Annotated in this window: 9 protein-coding genes, 4 pseudogenes and 1 riboswitch; of the genes and pseudogenes, 8 read left to right on the forward strand and 5 right to left on the reverse strand. The window is 75.1% G+C overall.

Annotation, left to right across the window (positions count from 1 at the left end; translation table 11 throughout):
- Positions 1–72 precede the first annotated feature (72 nt).
- Positions 73–2,393, reverse strand: a pseudogene (metE, locus tag ACQEVS_RS28520) (5-methyltetrahydropteroyltriglutamate--homocysteine S-methyltransferase).
- Positions 2,394–2,557: 164 nt separating this feature from the next.
- Positions 2,558–2,800: riboswitch (cobalamin riboswitch) on the reverse strand.
- Positions 2,801–3,305: 505 nt separating this feature from the next.
- On the opposite strand from metE, the gene ACQEVS_RS28525 reads away from it, so the two are divergent.
- Together ACQEVS_RS28525 and ACQEVS_RS28530 are read left to right on the forward strand one after the other, a co-directional pair.
- Entirely contained in the window at positions 3,306–3,608 is a 303-nt protein-coding gene (locus tag ACQEVS_RS28525; RefSeq protein ID WP_433025009.1) for a hypothetical protein, read from the forward strand.
- A 214-nt stretch (positions 3,609–3,822) separates the two neighbouring features.
- Positions 3,823–3,966 (forward strand): annotated as a pseudogene (locus ACQEVS_RS28530) (CGNR zinc finger domain-containing protein); the annotation flags it as partial.
- A 13-nt stretch (positions 3,967–3,979) separates the two neighbouring features.
- Here ACQEVS_RS28530 and ACQEVS_RS28535 read toward each other — a convergent pair.
- Positions 3,980–4,620 (reverse strand): annotated as a pseudogene (locus ACQEVS_RS28535) (TetR/AcrR family transcriptional regulator).
- A gap of 313 nt (positions 4,621–4,933) precedes the next feature.
- Between ACQEVS_RS28535 and ACQEVS_RS28540 the strand changes: the two are divergent.
- The 5 genes and pseudogenes from ACQEVS_RS28540 (at position 4,934) to ACQEVS_RS28560 (ending at position 10,854) form a co-directional block, all read left to right on the forward strand.
- Complete coding sequence (locus ACQEVS_RS28540) at positions 4,934–5,515, forward strand: (2Fe-2S)-binding protein (protein ID WP_433025012.1); 582 nt, start codon at positions 4,934–4,936, stop codon at positions 5,513–5,515.
- A complete protein-coding gene (locus ACQEVS_RS28545; protein ID WP_433025015.1) occupies positions 5,512–6,513 on the forward strand; it encodes an FAD binding domain-containing protein in 1,002 nt (333 codons plus the stop codon). The genes ACQEVS_RS28540 and ACQEVS_RS28545 overlap by 4 nt, the downstream gene beginning before the upstream one ends.
- Positions 6,510–8,701 (forward strand): annotated as a pseudogene (locus ACQEVS_RS28550) (xanthine dehydrogenase family protein molybdopterin-binding subunit). Before ACQEVS_RS28545 ends, ACQEVS_RS28550 begins: the two are co-directional and overlap by 4 nt.
- The gene (locus ACQEVS_RS28555) at positions 8,685–9,806 is read left to right on the forward strand and encodes an XdhC family protein (protein WP_433025018.1); all 1,122 of its coding nucleotides are present in this window, start codon (positions 8,685–8,687) and stop codon (positions 9,804–9,806) included. Before ACQEVS_RS28550 ends, ACQEVS_RS28555 begins: the two are co-directional and overlap by 17 nt.
- Positions 9,807–9,936: 130 nt before the next feature.
- Positions 9,937–10,854, forward strand: a complete 918-nt coding sequence (locus ACQEVS_RS28560; RefSeq protein ID WP_433025021.1) for an alpha/beta hydrolase — start codon at positions 9,937–9,939, stop codon at positions 10,852–10,854.
- A gap of 282 nt (positions 10,855–11,136) precedes the next feature.
- Here ACQEVS_RS28560 and ACQEVS_RS28565 read toward each other — a convergent pair whose 3' ends face one another.
- Together ACQEVS_RS28565 and ACQEVS_RS28570 are read right to left on the reverse strand one after the other, a co-directional pair.
- On the reverse strand, positions 11,137–11,556 hold the full coding sequence (locus tag ACQEVS_RS28565; protein WP_433025024.1) for a VOC family protein: 420 nt from the start codon (positions 11,554–11,556) through the stop codon (positions 11,137–11,139).
- 10 nt (positions 11,557–11,566) lie between these two features.
- Positions 11,567–12,073 carry a helix-turn-helix transcriptional regulator gene (locus tag ACQEVS_RS28570; protein WP_433027979.1) on the reverse strand — a complete coding sequence of 169 codons (507 nt, stop codon included), beginning with the start codon at positions 12,071–12,073 and terminating at the stop codon, positions 11,567–11,569.
- 426 nt (positions 12,074–12,499) lie between these two features.
- Here ACQEVS_RS28570 and ACQEVS_RS28575 point away from each other — a divergent pair, with 426 nt between their 5' ends.
- Complete coding sequence (locus ACQEVS_RS28575) at positions 12,500–14,896, forward strand: ATP-binding cassette domain-containing protein (RefSeq protein ID WP_433025027.1); 2,397 nt, start codon at positions 12,500–12,502, stop codon at positions 14,894–14,896.
- Between the two features lie 54 nt (positions 14,897–14,950).
- Here the strand turns inward: ACQEVS_RS28575 and ACQEVS_RS28580 are convergent, their stop codons facing one another.
- Complete coding sequence (locus ACQEVS_RS28580) at positions 14,951–15,358, reverse strand: GNAT family N-acetyltransferase (RefSeq protein ID WP_433025030.1); 408 nt, start codon at positions 15,356–15,358, stop codon at positions 14,951–14,953.
- Between the last annotated feature and the right edge of the window lie 23 nt (positions 15,359–15,381).

Raw genomic sequence — 15,381 nt, forward strand, 5'->3', positions numbered from 1 at the left:
CACACGCCCGTCGACCCGAACCCGCCCGCCGGACCGCACCCGCGTGCGGTCCGGCGGGCCCGTCGGCCCGCCTCAGCTCCCGGACAGCTCCCCGCGGACGGTCCGGGCCGCCGTCACCAGGTTCTCCAGCGACGCCCGGGTCTCCGGCCAGCCGCGGGTCTTCAGCCCGCAGTCCGGGTTGACCCACAGCCGCTCCCCGGGATCGCCTTCAGTCCGGCGCGCAGCAGCTCCGCCGCCTCCTCCGCGCCCGGTACGCGCGGCGAGTGGATGTCGTACACCCCGGGCCCGGCCTCGCGCGGGTAGCCGTGCGCGGCCAGTTCGCGCGCGACCTGCATGTGCGAGCGGGCCGCCTCCAGGCTGATGACGTCGGCGTCGAGGTCGTCGATGGCCTGGACGACGTCCCCGAACTCGGCGTAGCACATGTGCGTGTGGATCTGGGTGTCCGGCCGTACCCCGCCGGTGGTGAGCCGGAACGCCTCGGTAGCCCACCCCAGGTACGCCGGGCGGTCCGCCGCCCGCAGCGGCAGCGTCTCGCGCAGGGCCGGCTCGTCGACCTGGACGACCGAAGTGCCCGCCGCCTCCAGGTCGTTCACCTCGTCGCGCAGGGCGAGGGCGACCTGCCGGGCGGTGTCGGCGAGCGGCTGGTCGTCGCGGACGAACGACCAGGCGAGCATGGTGACCGGCCCGGTGAGCATGCCCTTGACGGGACGGCCGGTGAGCGACTGGGCGTACGTCGTCCAGCGCACCGTCATCGGCTCCGGCCGCGAGATGTCGCCGGCCAGGACCGGCGGGCGGACGTAGCGGGTGCCGTACGACTGCACCCAGCCGTGCTGCGTGGCGAGATAGCCCGTCAGCCGCTCGGCGAAGTACTGGACCATGTCGTTGCGTTCGGGCTCGCCGTGTACCAGGACGTCCAGGCCGGTCTTCTCCTGGAAGGAGATCACCTCCTGGATCTCGGCCCTGATGCGCTCCTCGTAACCGGCCGTGTCGATCCGGCCCGCTCGCAGGTCGGCGCGGGCGGCGCGGAGTTCGCTGGTCTGCGGGAAGGAGCCGATGGTCGTGGTCGGCAGCAGCGGCAGGCCGAGGCGGGCGCGCTGCGCGCCGGCGCGCTCGGCGTACGGCAGGGAGCGGCGGGCGTCGGCGGCCGTGACGGCGGCGGCGCGGGCGCGGGCGGCCGGGTCGTGGGTGATCGGCGAGGCCGCGCGGGACGCCAGGTCGGCCCGGTTGGCAGCCAGTTCGGCGGCGATGGTGTCGGTGCCCTGGGCGAGGCCCTTGGCGAGCGTGACGATCTCGCGCGTCTTCTGCTGCGCGAAGGCCAGCCAGCGCAGGATCTGCGGCGCGATGTCGCGCTCCATGGCGGCGTCGAGGGGGACGTGCAGCAGGGACGAGGACGCGGCCACGTCCACCCGCTCCGCCAGGCCGAGCAGCGTGCCCAGGGTGGCGAGGGATTTCTCCAGGTCGTTCACCCAGATGTTGCGGCCGTTGACGACACCGGCGACCAGGCGCTTGCCGGGCAGCCCGCCGACGGCGGCGAGGTCGTCGAGGTTGGCGGCGGCGGCCTCGGTGAAGTCCAGGGCGAGCCCGTCCACCGGCGCCTTGGCGAGGACGGGCAGGGCCTCGCCGAGCCGGTCGAAGTACGAGGCGACCAGCAGCTTCGGCCGGTCGGGCAGCGCGCCGAGCTCGCGGTAGGCGCGCTCGGCGGCGTTGAGTTCGGCCGGGGTGCGGTCCTGCACCAGGGCGGGCTCGTCCAGCTGCACCCACTCGGCGCCGGCCGCCCGCAGGTCGGCCAGCACCTCCGCGTACACCGGCAGCAGGCGGTCCAGCAGGGTGAGCGGGACGAAGTCCGGATCCACGCCCGGCGCGGGCTTGGCGAGCAGCAGGTAGGTGACGGGTCCGACGAGGACGGGCCGGGCGGCGGCCAGACCGAGGGCGAGGGCCTCCTTCAACTCCGCGACCTGCTTGGCCGAGTCGGTACGGAACACCGTGTCCGGGCCCAGTTCCGGCACCAGGTAGTGGTAGTTGGTGTCGAACCACTTGGTCATCTCCAGCGGCGCCACGTCCTGCGTACCGCGCGCCATCGCGAAGTACCCGGCCAGGGCGTCCGCCTCGACGGCTTCCCGGTGGCGCGCGGGGACCGCGCCGACCATGACGGTGGTGTCGAGGACGTGGTCGTAGTACGAGAAGTCGCCGGTGGGCACCTCGTGGAGGCCGGCCGCGGCCAACTGCTCCCAGGTGTCCCGGCGCAGGCCGGCGGCGGTGGCGCGCAGGGCGTCGGCCGTCACCCGGCCCTTCCAGTAGCCCTCGATCGCCTTCTTGAGTTCACGGTTCCGGCCCTGGCGGGGGTAGCCGTACACGGTGGCGCGTGCTGCCGCGGCTGCGGACTTGGCGGTCACGGAGATCTCCTTCGCGAGATGGATCCCTGAGATCCCGGGACGGGACGAGAGCGCGAAGGGTGACGGAACCGGACGGGCCGAGCGCGCGCGGCACGGCGCGGTCGTCCGCCTGGTATGTACGCCGACCCGCCCTCGAGGTCACCGGGATGTCCACGCACGAGTGGTTCGCGCGCGGGCAGCGGGCAGGTCTTCGGACTCGCGGGCGCGCCCCGTTGTGTACGGAATCCGTCGGATTCCGTACGAGGCACCTACTGGCCGTCGCTTCCCGGGCCCGTGCGTCGGGCCCAGTGCGTATGACGGCGGTCGTTCCCGCTCACCGCTGCGGGGCAGTCCCGGATTCCCACCGGGTTCCCTCTTGCGACGCTCCCGTCTGGCGGGCGGGGCGAACCAGCTGCACTTGTCAGCCTAGAGGGTGCGGGGTTGGGACGGAAGGGAGTTCGTGATGCGAAGGGTGAGGTGGGACACGTGGGGCGGGACGGGTGCGGGGAGGGGCGACGGCCCGGAGGGGCCGTCGCGCGGCCGCCGCCGGGCGCCCCGGCGCGGGGAGGTGCCCGTGCGGGCGCGGCTGCCGTGGTCACGCGGGGGACGGGGGAGGCGGGACGGCCGGGGAGCGAGGGGTTCCGCGCCGGTGAGGAAGCGGAGCGGGTTGCGGCGCGTCATGAGGTCGACGAGGCCGTCGTCGACGCCGGCGGCGCGGGCCCGGGGAGGACGGACCCGCGGGGGCGGAGCCCCCGTGCCGCAGGGGTGCGGCACGGGGTGCGCGCGGTACGGGCTGGGGTTTCAGCCGCTCTGGGGCGGCAGTTACGAAACGTGTTTGCACAAGGTGCAACCACTGTTGTGACGCGCGAGGTTGCCCTAGATTCCTCGCATACGGCCCGACTCCCGTGCACCGTGCGAAACTTGGAGGATTCCGTGAACGGAAAGTTTGCGACGGCCGGACTCGCCGCGGTCGCGGCGGCCCTGCTGGCCGGAGTGGCGCCGGCCGCCCCGGCGTCGGCAGCCACCGCGGCGCCGGCCCGGGGAGCGGTGACGGCGGGCTCGTCCACCTACTACGTCTACGTCACCGGGGTAGCCGGCTCGCTGGACGGTGCCCGGGCGAACGCGAACCAGAAGCTCCCGCACAACTGCTACCCCTGGGGTGTGGTGGCCAGCGGCACCACGCCCGACAGCAATATCTGGGTGACCGTCCAGGGCAACTGCACCACGGAGCGGTGACCGGGGGCGGCGTCCGCGCAGCGCTGGACCGGCACTCGCGCAGCGGTGACCGAGGGGCGCCGACCCAACCGGCGCCCCTCGGGGCTTCAGGGACGGACCTCAGCGCGCCGAACGCTGTCCGTCCGGCGTTTCGGCCGTCCGCTCGTACCACGCCCGAGGGAAGCGTCCCCGGCGCAGCGTGAACTCCGGGATGGCCGCTTTCCGCGAGCCGTCCGGAAGTCCGTTGTGCACCCGCGTGTACATCGACCGCTCGCGCGGCCGGCGCCGGCAGTGGCGCGGCATGGAGTCCTGCGGCGACAGGATCAAGGCCGCCGCCTACCGGGCTCGTAGGAAGACCGCGCCCGCTCCGGCGGGGTGACCGTTCCGGCCCGTCACGTCCGTTCGGCGGGCGGCCCGGGCGCGCCCGCCCGCAGGCCGTCCGTGACGAGGTCGAAGAGGCGCCGGACGCGTTCGCCGGCGTCGGCGCGGGCGCCGATGTGCCAGAGGCCGGCGATGGCGAGGAGGAGGTCGTCGGGGGTCACCCCGGGCGGATGGTGCCGGCCTTCTCGTTGGCCTCCAGGAGGAGTTCGACGGCCGCGGTGATCGGGGCGTGGCCCCAGCGGGCCGGGGTGGCGGGGGCGCGGGTGGCCTCGCGCATCGCGTCGGCCAGGCCCGCCTTCGCCGCCGCGTACCGGGCCAGCCGGTCGAGCCACTCGCGCAGGGCCCGGTCGGGCGGCCGGGTCGCGAGGAGGTGGCGCGCGGCGTCGTGGACCTGCTGCACCTCGAAGCGGTAGACCTCCAGGATGAGCGCCTCGCGGTCGGGGAAGTTGCGGTAGAGCGTGCCCTGGCCGACGCCCGCCCGCCGCGCGATCGTGCTGAGCGCGACGGCGGGGGAGTGCGTCAACTCGGCCAGTGCGGCGGCCAGGATGCGCTCGCGGTTGCGCCGGGCGTCCGCGCGGCGGGCGTCCGGGCGGCGGTCGCCCGAGCGCCGGGGCGGGGGTTCGCCGTCCTGCTGTGGCACCGTCGTCCGCACGCGCTTCCTCGCCCTCTGTCCGTCGCTTCCCATGTCCTGGTGCGCCCTCAAAACCCTTGCCCGCCCGACGGCCGTCGGCTAGGTTCGGATATCCGGACAGTTGTCCGCTACGCATCGGCGGGAACAACTGTCCACGTACAGCACACTTTAGTGGTCGGAACGGCCGTCGGAACGGCCGATGGTCCATCGGACCGGCCGCTTCCGGGATCCGCCGGCGCCGACCGCCGTGCCGGCGCCGTCATGTGGCGACCACCGCCCGAAAACCGCTCCGCAGAACCGTCGTACCGAAACCGTCGTGTCGAAAAGGGCCCCCATGACCGCACCGACGTCCAGCGTCATCACCCTGCACGTCAACGGAGAACCCCACACCCTCACCGTCGACCACCGCACCACCCTCCTCGACGCCCTGCGCGAGCGCCTCGCCCTGACCGGCACCAAGAAGGGCTGCGACCAAGGCCAGTGCGGCGCCTGCACCGTGCTGCTCGACGGGCGCCGCGCCGTGGCCTGCCTCCAGCTCGCCGTCGCCGCCGAGGGCCGCGCGATCACCACCATCGAGGGCGTCGCCGACGGCGAGCGGCTGCACCCCGTCCAGCAGGCGTTCCTCAAACTCGACGGCTACCAGTGCGGTTACTGCACCCCCGGGCAGATCTGCTCGGCCCTCGCCGTCCTCGACGAGCACGCGGCCGGCTGGCCCAGCGCCGCCACCGACGACGTCCGCCCGGAGGCCGGCCCACCCGACCTCACCGACGCCGAGATCCGGGAGCGGATGAGCGGCAACCTGTGCCGCTGCGGCGCGTACCCGACGATCGTCCGCGCCGTCGCCCGGGCCGCGGACGAGCGCTCGGCGCAGACACACACGCAGGCGCAGGCGCCGGCCGGGGCGGTGGGCGCATGAGGGAGTTCCGCTACCACCGCGCCGCCGACACGGCCGACGCGCTCGCCCTCCTCGCCGCCGACCCGGAGGCCCGGCCGCTCGGCGGCGGCACCAACCTCGTCGACCTGATGAAGACCGGCGTCGAGCGGCCCGCGCTCCTCGTCGACCTGCGCGACCTCCCCCTCGACCGGATCGAGGCCACCACCGACGGGGGCCTGCGCGTCGGCGCGACGGTCACCAACAGCGACCTGGCCGCCCACCCCGAAGTGAGAAGCCACTACCCGGCGTTGACGCAGGCCGTCCTCGCCGGCGCCTCCGGGCAGCTGCGCAACATGGCGACCGTCGGCGGCAACCTGCTCCAGCGCACCCGCTGCGGCTACTTCACCGGCGGCGCCGCGGGCGCCACGGCCTGCAACAAGCGGACACCGGGCAGCGGTTGCGCCGCTCTCACCGGCGACCACCGCAACCACGCCGTCCTCGGCGCCTCCGCGCACTGCGTCGCCGTCCACCCGTCCGACATGGCCGTCGCCCTGGCCGCCTTCGACGCGGTCGTCACCTACGAGACCGCCGACGGGCCCGGCGAACTGCCCCTCCCGGCGTTCTACCGGCCGGTGGGCAGCACCCCGCACGAGGAGACCGCGCTGCCGCCCGGCGCGCTGGTCACCGGCGTCGTCCTGCCGCCCGCGCCACCCGGCCCGTCCCGCTACCGCAAGGTGCGCGACCGCGCGTCGTACGCCTTCGCGACCGGCTCGCTCGCCGCCGCCCTCGACGTCCGCGACGGCGTCGTCCACGAGGCGCGGCTCGCCTTCGGCGCGGTCGCCTCCCACCCCTGGCGCGCCCGCCGGGCGGAACGCGCCCTGGCCGGGGCCCCGGCCGACGCCGCCGCGTTCGCCGCGGCGGCCGACGCCGAACTGGCCGCCGCCCGGCCCCTCCCGCACAACGGCCACAAACTCCCGCTGCTGCGCCACCTGACCGTCCGCACCCTGACCGAACTCGCCGAGGAGGCGGCCGCCCGATGACCACGGCGACGAACACCCCCACCTCCCGCCCGGCCCCCGCCGTAGGCGCGTCGCACCTCCGCCTCGAAGGACGCGACAAGGTCACCGGCGCCGCCCGCTACGCCGCCGACCACCCCGCCGACGGCCTCGCCCACGGCTGGATCGTGCTGTCCACCGTGGCGCGCGGCCGGATCCGTACCGTCGACGCCGCCGCCGTCCTGGCGCTGCCCGGCGTCCTCACCGTCCTGCACCACGGCAACGCGCCGCGCCTCAAAGAGGACTTCGTCGGCACGTTCGGGCCCGACGCCACCGCGCGGATCCTCCAGCACGACCGGGTACCGCACATGGGCTGGCCCGTCGCCTGCGTCGTCGCCGAGACGCCCGAGCAGGCCAGGGAGGCCGCGGAGGCGCTCGTCGTCACGTACGACACCGAGCCGCACGACGTACGCCTCCGCCCCGACCACCCGGACAGCTACCCGCCCGAGACCACGGCCATGGGACCGGGCAGCACCGACAAGGGCGACGTGGAGGCCGAACTCGCCGCGTCCGACACCGTGCTGGACGCCTGGTACACCACCCCCGAGGAACACCACAACCCGATGGAGCCGCACGCGGCCATGGCGCGGTGGGACGACGGGCGGCTGGAGGTCGTCGACTCCAGCCAGGGCGCGTACGCGACCGCCCGGGACCTCGCGCAGCTCCTCGGCCTCGAACCGGAGGTGGTGCGGCTGCGGTCCGAGCACGTGGGCGGCGGATTCGGCAGCAAGGCGCAGGCGCGTCCGCACGTCGTCCTCGCGGCGATGGCGGCGACCGTGCTCGGCCGGCCGGTCCGGGTCGCGCTCACCCGGCAGCAGATGTTCTCGCTGATCGGCCACCGCAGCGCCACCCTCCAGCGCGTCCGGCTGGGCGCCGGCCCGGACGGCCGGCTGCGCGCCCTGGAGCACACCGCGTTCAGCGCGACGTCCACCGTGCGCGAGTTCGTCGAGCCGAGCGCCGCCTACGGGCGGTCCATGTACGACGCGAGCGGCCACCGCACCGTCCACCGGGTGCTGCCCCTGGACATCCCCACGCCCACCTACATGCGGGCGCCCGGCGAGGCCCCCGGATCGTTCGCGCTGGAGTGCGCCCTCGACGAACTGGCCGAGCGCTGCGGCCTGGACCCGATCGTGCTGCGTGCCCGCAACGAGCCCGCCGCCGGTCCCGTCTCCGGACTGCCCTTCGCCGGGCGCCGGCTGACCGACTGCTTCACCGAGGGCGCCCGCCGGTTCGGCTGGGCCGGGCGCGACCCGCGGCCGGGCGTCCGCCGCGACGGCCGCTGGCTCGTCGGCACCGGCACGGCGGCGTCGTCCTTCTTCACCGGCGCCTTCCCGGCGACCGCCACCGCGACGGCGCACCCCGACGGCACCTTCACCGTCCGCATCGCCGCCGCCGACATCGGCACCGGGGCCCGCACCGCCCTCACCCAACTCGCCGCCGACGCACTGGAGGTGGGCCCGGACCGGGTCCGCGTCCTCATCGCCGACAGCGACTTCGGCGACGCGTGGGTCGCCGGCGGCTCCATGGGCACCCGCTCCTGGGGCTGGGCCGTCCGCCTCGCAGCACACGACCTGCGCGAACGCCTCACCCCCGGGCCGACATCCCGCCCGGCGGCCTCACCGTCCGCGCCAGCACGGAGGAGGCGGTCCGGGCCCTCGCCGCGTACGAACGGCACGCCTACGGAGCCCAGTTCGCGGAGGTCGCCGTCGACCCGGGCAGCGGCGAGATCCGCGTCCGCCGGATGCTCGGCGTCTTCGCCGCCGGGCGGATCGTCAACCCGCTCACCGCCCGCAACCAGCTCACCGGCGGCATGGTCTGGGGCCTGTCCATGGCCCTGCACGAGGAGGCCGTCCGCGACACCGCCACCGGCGGCCTCGTCAACGCGGACCTCGCCGGCTACCACGTCGCGGCCCACGCGGACGTCCCCGCCATCGAGGTCGACTGGCTGGACGACCCGGATCCGGACGACCCGGTCGGCATCAAGGGCATCGGCGAGATCGGGACGGTCGGCTCCGCGGCGGCCGTCGCCAACGCCGTCTGGCACGCGACCGGCGTCCGCCACCGCGACCTGCCGATCCGCCCCGACCGCGTCCTGACCGGCGCCGCGGCACCTGTGCCCGCCGCGCCCGTGTCCGCCGCGCCCGTGGAGGAGGACCGTGCTGGACATCGCTGACGACCTGGCCGCCTGGGCCGCCGAGGGCCGCGGCTTCGCCGTCGCCACCGTCGTCTCCGTCACCGGCAGCGCCCCGCGCGGCCCCGGCGCCGCCCTGGCCGTCGACGACGGCGGCCGGGCCGTCGGCTCCGTCTCCGGGGGGTGCGTCGAGGCGGCGGTGTACGACCTGTGCGTCCAGGCGCTGCGGGACGGGACGGTGCTGCGGGAGAGCTTCGGATACAGCGACGACGACGCGTTCGCCGTCGGCCTGACCTGCGGCGGGACGCTGGAGGTGCTGGTCGCCCCCTACCCGGCGGCCGCCCCCGGGCGCGCCGTCCTCGCCCGCGCCCTGACGGCCGCCGCCCGCGGCGAGCCGGTGGCCTTGGCCCGCGTCGCCCGGGGCCCGGCCGCCCTCCGGTCCGGCGCCCTGCTCGTCCGCCCCGACGGCACGCACGAGGGCGGCCTCGGCGGCCCGCCGGAGCTCGACCGCGCCGCCGCGGCCCAGGCCCACGCCCTGCTCGGCGCGGGCCGCACCGGCACCGTCGAACTCTCCCCGGACGGCACGCTCTGCCCCGGCGGCGACGTGACGCTCCTCGTCGAGTCCGGCCTCGAACCGCCGCGCCTGATCGTCTTCGGCGCGGTCGACTTCACGGCGGCGCTGGTCCGCGTCGGCAAGTTCCTCGGCTACCACGTCACCGTCTGCGACGCGCGACCGGTCTTCACCACGGCGGCCCGCTTCCCGGAGGCGGACGAGGTCGTGGTCGACTGGCCGCACCGCTACCTCCGCCGCACGTCCACCGACGCTCGCACGGCGCTGTGCGTCCTCACCCACGACGCCAAGTTCGACGTGCCGCTGCTCCGGGTCGCCCTCCGCCTCCCGGCCGCCTTCATCGGCGCCATGGGCTCGGTCCGTACCCACGCCGACCGCGTCCGGCGCCTCCGCGAAGCGGGCGTCACGGACGCCGAGTTGTCCCGCCTCCGCGCCCCCATCGGCCTCGACCTGGGCGGCCGCACCCCCGAGGAGACGGCCCTCTCCATCGCCGCCGAGATCATCGCGGCCCGGCACGGCGCCACGGGGCTCCCGCTGACGGGGAGGTCCACGGCGATCCACGGGGCGGGGGTGTGAGCCGCGGGCTGCCGGACCGGGCGGCGCGGGCCGGAGGTAGCGTACGGCCGAGCCGAGACCCCGAGTGACCCCGAGTGACCCCGAGTGACCCCGAGTGACCCCGATTGTCCCCGAGCGATGAGGAGGGCGCGTGCGATTCGCGCTGGAAGCACTGTTCGCCGAGGTACCCGCGGAGCAGGTCGGAGAAGCCCGGGAGTTCTACCGGACGCGACCGGCCGGCCGCGGCCCCGGCTCGTGGGAGGAGCTCCGGGAGGTACGGGCGCGGAGGCCCGCCCCGCGCGCCGCCGAACCGCCCGCCGCCGAGGAGACGGCCGGGGCCGCGGGGGTGCGCGTCCCCGTGCGGATCCTCATGCCGTCCGGCGGTCCGCCGCGCGGCGTCTACCTGGACATCCACGGCGGCGGCTTCTACATGGACTCGGCGGCGCACGGAGACGTGCGCAACCGTGAGCTCGCGGACGCCCTGGGCGTCGCCGTCGTCAGCGTCGACTACCGGCTGGCCCCCGAACACCCCTGGCCGGCGGCGCCCGACGACTGCGAGGCGGCGGCGCTCTGGCTCGTCGAGGAAGCCGGCGCCCGCTTCGGAACGTCCCGGCTGGCCATCGGCGGGAGCTCCGCCGGCGCGACCCTCGCCCTGGTCACCCTCCTCCGGCTGCGGGACCGGGGCGCCGTCGGCCGGTTCACCGGCGCCGCGCTCCGGTTCGGCACCTACGACCTGAGCGCGCGGACCCCGGCCGGCCGCCGCATCGCGGACGAGTACTTCCTCCGGGCGTACGCCGGACACGTGGCGGACCGCACCGTCCCCGACCTCTCGCCCTTGTACGGCGACCTCGGCGGGCTGCCCCCGACGCTGCTGGTCGTCGGCGCCGAGGACGTGCTGCTGGAAGACAACCTGGCGCTGGCGGGCCGGCTGTCGGCAGCCGGCAACGACGTCGACCTCCGGGTCTACCCGGAGGCACCCCACGGCTTCACGGGCCACCCCACGGCCCTGGCCGGGACGGCGCGCGACCACATCGCGTCCTGGCTGCGCGACCGGATCACGCGGGCGTAGGACCGGCGGCGGCGAAACCCGCGCCGGCGGGGCCCACGGGCGTGAATCCGCGCCCGGGGGGCCTACGGCCGTGGGTTCCGCGGGCGCACGGTCCGCGCTCGCACGGTCCGACCCTGGACGGTCCGCGCCCGCACGGTCCGGCGGCCGTCGCGCCCCGAGCGGCACGCCCTGAGCGCCACGCCCCCGAGCGGCACGCCCCGAGCGCCACGCCCCCGGCCCCAGGCCGTCGGCGCCCCGCCCCCGCCCTCCGCTCCCGCCCTCAGCGGTCCTTCGCCCCCGCCCTCAGCGGTCCTTCCGCGCCTGTGTGAAGCGCAGCATGTTGCCCGCCGGGTCGCGGAAGGCGCAGTCGCGGACGCCGTAGGGCTGGTCGATGGGCTCCTGGAGGACGTCGGCGCCGGTGGCGCGGATGCGCTCGAAGGTGGCGTCGCAGTCGTCGGTGGAGAAGATCACGCCGCGCAGCATGCCCTTGGCCAGGAGCTCCGCCATGGCCTGGCGGTCGGCGGGGGAGGCGTTGGGGTTGGCGGCCGGCGGTTCGAGGACGATCTCCACGTCCGGCTGCGCGGGCGACCCGACGGTCACCCAGCGCATCCCCTCGAAACCGACGTCGTTGCGCACCTCCAGTCCGAGGGCGTCGCGGTAGAAGGCGAGGGCTTTGTCGTGGTCGTCGACGGCGATGAAGCACTGGGAAAGCTTGATGTCCATGCCCTCGACGCTACGAGGCCGCGGCCGATCGCGCTTCTCCGATCCTGACCGGTTCCCTGACCGGTTCGCTGACCGGCTCCCTGACCGGTTCGCTGACCGGCTCCCTGGCCGGGTCGCCGTACCGGAGCGGCCGGGTGAGGATCTTGGCGACGCACGCCGGTATCGCGGCGCCCGCCTCGTGGGCCCGCCCCCGGTACGCGCTCGGGCTCTCGCCGACCAGCTCGGTGAAGCGGGAGCTGAACGACCCGAGCGAGGTGCAGCCGACCGCGAAGCAGACCTCCGTCACGCTCAGGTCGCCTCGCCGCAGCAGCGCCTTCGCCCGTTCGACACGGCGGGTCATCAGGTAGCTGTACGGCGTCTCGCCGAAGGCGGCGCGGAAGCTGCGGGAGAAATGGCCGGGCGACATGAGGGCGACGGCCGCCAGCGCCGGTACGTCCAGGGGCAGCGCGTAGTCGCGGTCGATCGTGTCGCGGGCGCGGCGCAGCCTCGCCAGGTCTTCCAGGGTCACGCCGTCCAGGATGGCACGGGGGTCGGACACCGCCCCGCCGGCCGGACGCCCGCCCGAACCCGCGTCTCATAACCACTGTGGTGCCTGTGGCCGAGGTGATGTGAGAGGTGACCCCAAGCGGGGCGGCGGGGAGTATTGTCGGGCCCGCGGCCGGGAGCACCGGGATGCGCCGCGGGCCCCGACGGCCCGGGCGCGAGTCCGCTCCCGCCTTCGCCCCGCCCCGCCGGTGCCGCACCCGGCCGGAGGCCCCGCCCGTACCGCACGTCCGTACACCCCTGTCCACCCAGCCGGCCACCGCGTCCCGCCCCGCCCGCGGGTACGGCCGCGAGCCCTGTGTTCCGCACGCCCCGGACCAGGGCGCGCCCGCCGGGCCCGCCGCCGTTCCGCCGGGCGGCACCGGACGCGGACGGGCCCCGCCTCACGGATGGAGAAACGATGAGCAAGGCCACGAGCACGACCCCGCCCCCGTCCTCCCCGCACGTCGCCGACGTCCACGACCTGATCCGGGTGCACGGCGCGCGCGAGAACAACCTCAAGGACGTCGCCGTCGAGATTCCCAAGCGCCGGCTGACCGTGTTCACCGGAGTCTCCGGCTCGGGCAAGAGCTCGCTGGTGTTCGACACGATCGCCGCCGAGTCGCAGCGGCTGATCAACGAAACCTACAGCGCCTTCGTCCAGGGCTTCATGCCGACCCTGGCCCGGCCCGAGGTGGACGTCCTGGAGGGGCTGACCACCGCGATCATCGTCGACCAGCAGCCGATGGGCGCCGACCCGCGTTCCACGGTGGGCACCGCCACCGACGTCAACGCGATGCTGCGGATCCTCTTCAGCCGCCTCGGGCAGCCGCACGTCGGCCCGCCCGGCGCGTTCGCCTTCAACACCCCGTCCGTCCGGGCGAGCGGCGCGATCACCGTCGACCGCGGCACGAAGAAGGCCGAGAAGGTCACCTTCTCCCGCACCGGCGGCATGTGCGCGCGCTGCGAGGGCCGGGGCAGCGTCACCGATCTCGACGTCGCGCAGCTCCTCGACGACACCAAGTCCCTCGCCGAGGGCGCGCTCGCCGTCCCCGGCTACAAGGCGGGCGGCTGGAACCACCGCCTCTACACCGAGTCCGGGCTCTACGACCCGGACAAGCCGGTCCGCGAGTTCACCGAGAAGGAACGGTACGACCTGCTGCACCGCGAGCCGACCAGGATGAAGATCGCGGGCATCAACATGACCTACGAGGGCCTCCTCCCGCGCATCCGGAAGTCGATGCTGGCCAAGGACCGGGAGGCGATGCAGCCGCACATCCGGGAATTCGTGGACCGCGCGGTCACCTTCACCACCTGTCCGGACTGCGACGGCACCCGGCTCAACGCGGCGGCCCGGTCCTCGAAGATCCAGGGGATCGGGATCGCCGACGCCTGCGCGATGCAGGTCAGCGACCTGGCCGACTGGGTACGCGGCCTCGACGAGCCGTCGGTGGCGCCGCTGCTCGGCAAACTCGCCCACAGCCTCGACTCGTTCGTGGAGATCGGCCTCGGCTACCTCTCGCTGGACCGGCCGGCCGGCACGCTGTCCGGCGGCGAGGCGCAGCGCGTCAAGATGGTCCGCCACCTCGGCTCGTCGCTCACCGACGTCACCTACGTCTTCGACGAGCCGACCATCGGCCTGCACCCGCACGACATCGCCCGGATGAACGGCCTGCTGCTGCGGCTCCGGGACAAGGGCAACACGGTGCTCGTGGTGGAGCACAAGCCCGAGGTGATCGCGATCGCCGACCACGTCGTCGACCTCGGCCCCGGCGCCGGCGCGGAGGGCGGCACGATCTGCTACGAGGGGACGGTGGCGGGGCTGCGGACCGCCGGCACCCTCACCGGCCGGCACCTCGACGACCGGGTCGGCCTCAAGAAGACCGTGCGCGAACCCACCGGCACGCTGCCCGTGCGCGGGGCGACGGCACACAACCTGCGCGGCGTCGACGTCGACATCCCGCTCGGCGTGCTCGTCGCCGTCACCGGCGTCGCCGGGTCGGGCAAGAGCTCGCTGGTGCACGGCTCGATCCCGGCGGGCGCGGGCGTCGTCTCCGTCGACCAGGCCCCGATCCGCGGCTCCCGGCGGAGCAACCCGGCGACGTACACCGGGCTGCTCGAACCGGTCCGCAAGGCGTTCGCCAAGGCCAACGGCGTCAAACCCGCGCTGTTCAGCGCCAATTCGGAGGGCGCCTGCCCCGCCTGCGGCGGCGCCGGAGTCGTCTTCACCGACCTGGCGATGATGGCCGGCACCGCCGCCACCTGCGAGGACTGCGACGGCAAGCGGTTCGACGCGTCGGTGCTCGAATACCGCCTCGGCGGCCGGGACATCAGCGAGGTGCTGGCCATGCCGGTGACCGAGGCCGAGGAGTTCTTCGCCGCGGGCGACGCCCGCACCCCGGCCGCGCACCGCATCCTGCGCCGCCTCTCCGACGTCGGCCTCGGCTACCTCACCCTCGGCCAGCCGCTCACCACCCTCTCCGGCGGCGAGCGGCAGCGGCTGAAGCTCGCCACGCACCTGGCGGAGAAGAGCGGCGGCCCGTCCGTGTACGTCCTCGACGAGCCGACCGCCGGCCTCCACCTCGCCGACGTCGAGCAGCTGCTCGCGCTGCTCGACCGGCTCGTCGACTCCGGCGCGTCCGTCATCGTCGTCGAACACCACCAGGCCGTCATGGCCCACGCCGACTGGATCATCGACCTGGGCCCCGGCGCGGGCCACGACGGCGGCCGGATCGTCTTCGAGGGCACGCCCGCGGACCTCGTCGCCGCGCGTTCGACGCTGACGGGGGAGCACCTGGCGGAGTACGTGGGGGCGTGACGGGCGGGGTGCCTGCCGGGGCGGGAGCCGGACTCCCGCTCCGGCACGGGCCGTTCAGCGCAGTGCGACGAGCCCGGCCTCCGTCGCCGTGAAGCAGCAGGCGTCGAGGTGGAACGGGCGCAGGTGCTCGTCGAAGTCGACGTGCGGCCACACGCAGTCCGCCGCGCGGGCACCGCGCACGGCCGTCGCCACGAGTTCGGCCCCGACGCCGGCCCGGCGCTGGTCCCCGGTGACCATCGTGTCGAGGAGGAAGGCGTGGGCGCCGCCGTCCCAGGCGACGTTGACGAACCCCACGAGCCTGCCGTCCCGGTGGGCGCAGACCCAGCCGAGGCTGTGGCGGCGCACCCGCGCCCGGAGACCGAGGGGCGTCCTCGGGTGGCCGAACGCCTCCGCGTGGAGTGCGTCGGCGGCCGTGTCGGCGAAGTCACCGCGCCACTCGTACGTGATCGTCGTGGGCCGCATCGTGGGCGGGCGGGACGGCCCGG

The sequence above is a fragment of the Streptomyces sp. CA-181903 genome, from assembly GCF_050937075.1.
Taxonomy (GTDB): Bacteria; Actinomycetota; Actinomycetes; order Streptomycetales; family Streptomycetaceae; genus Streptomyces.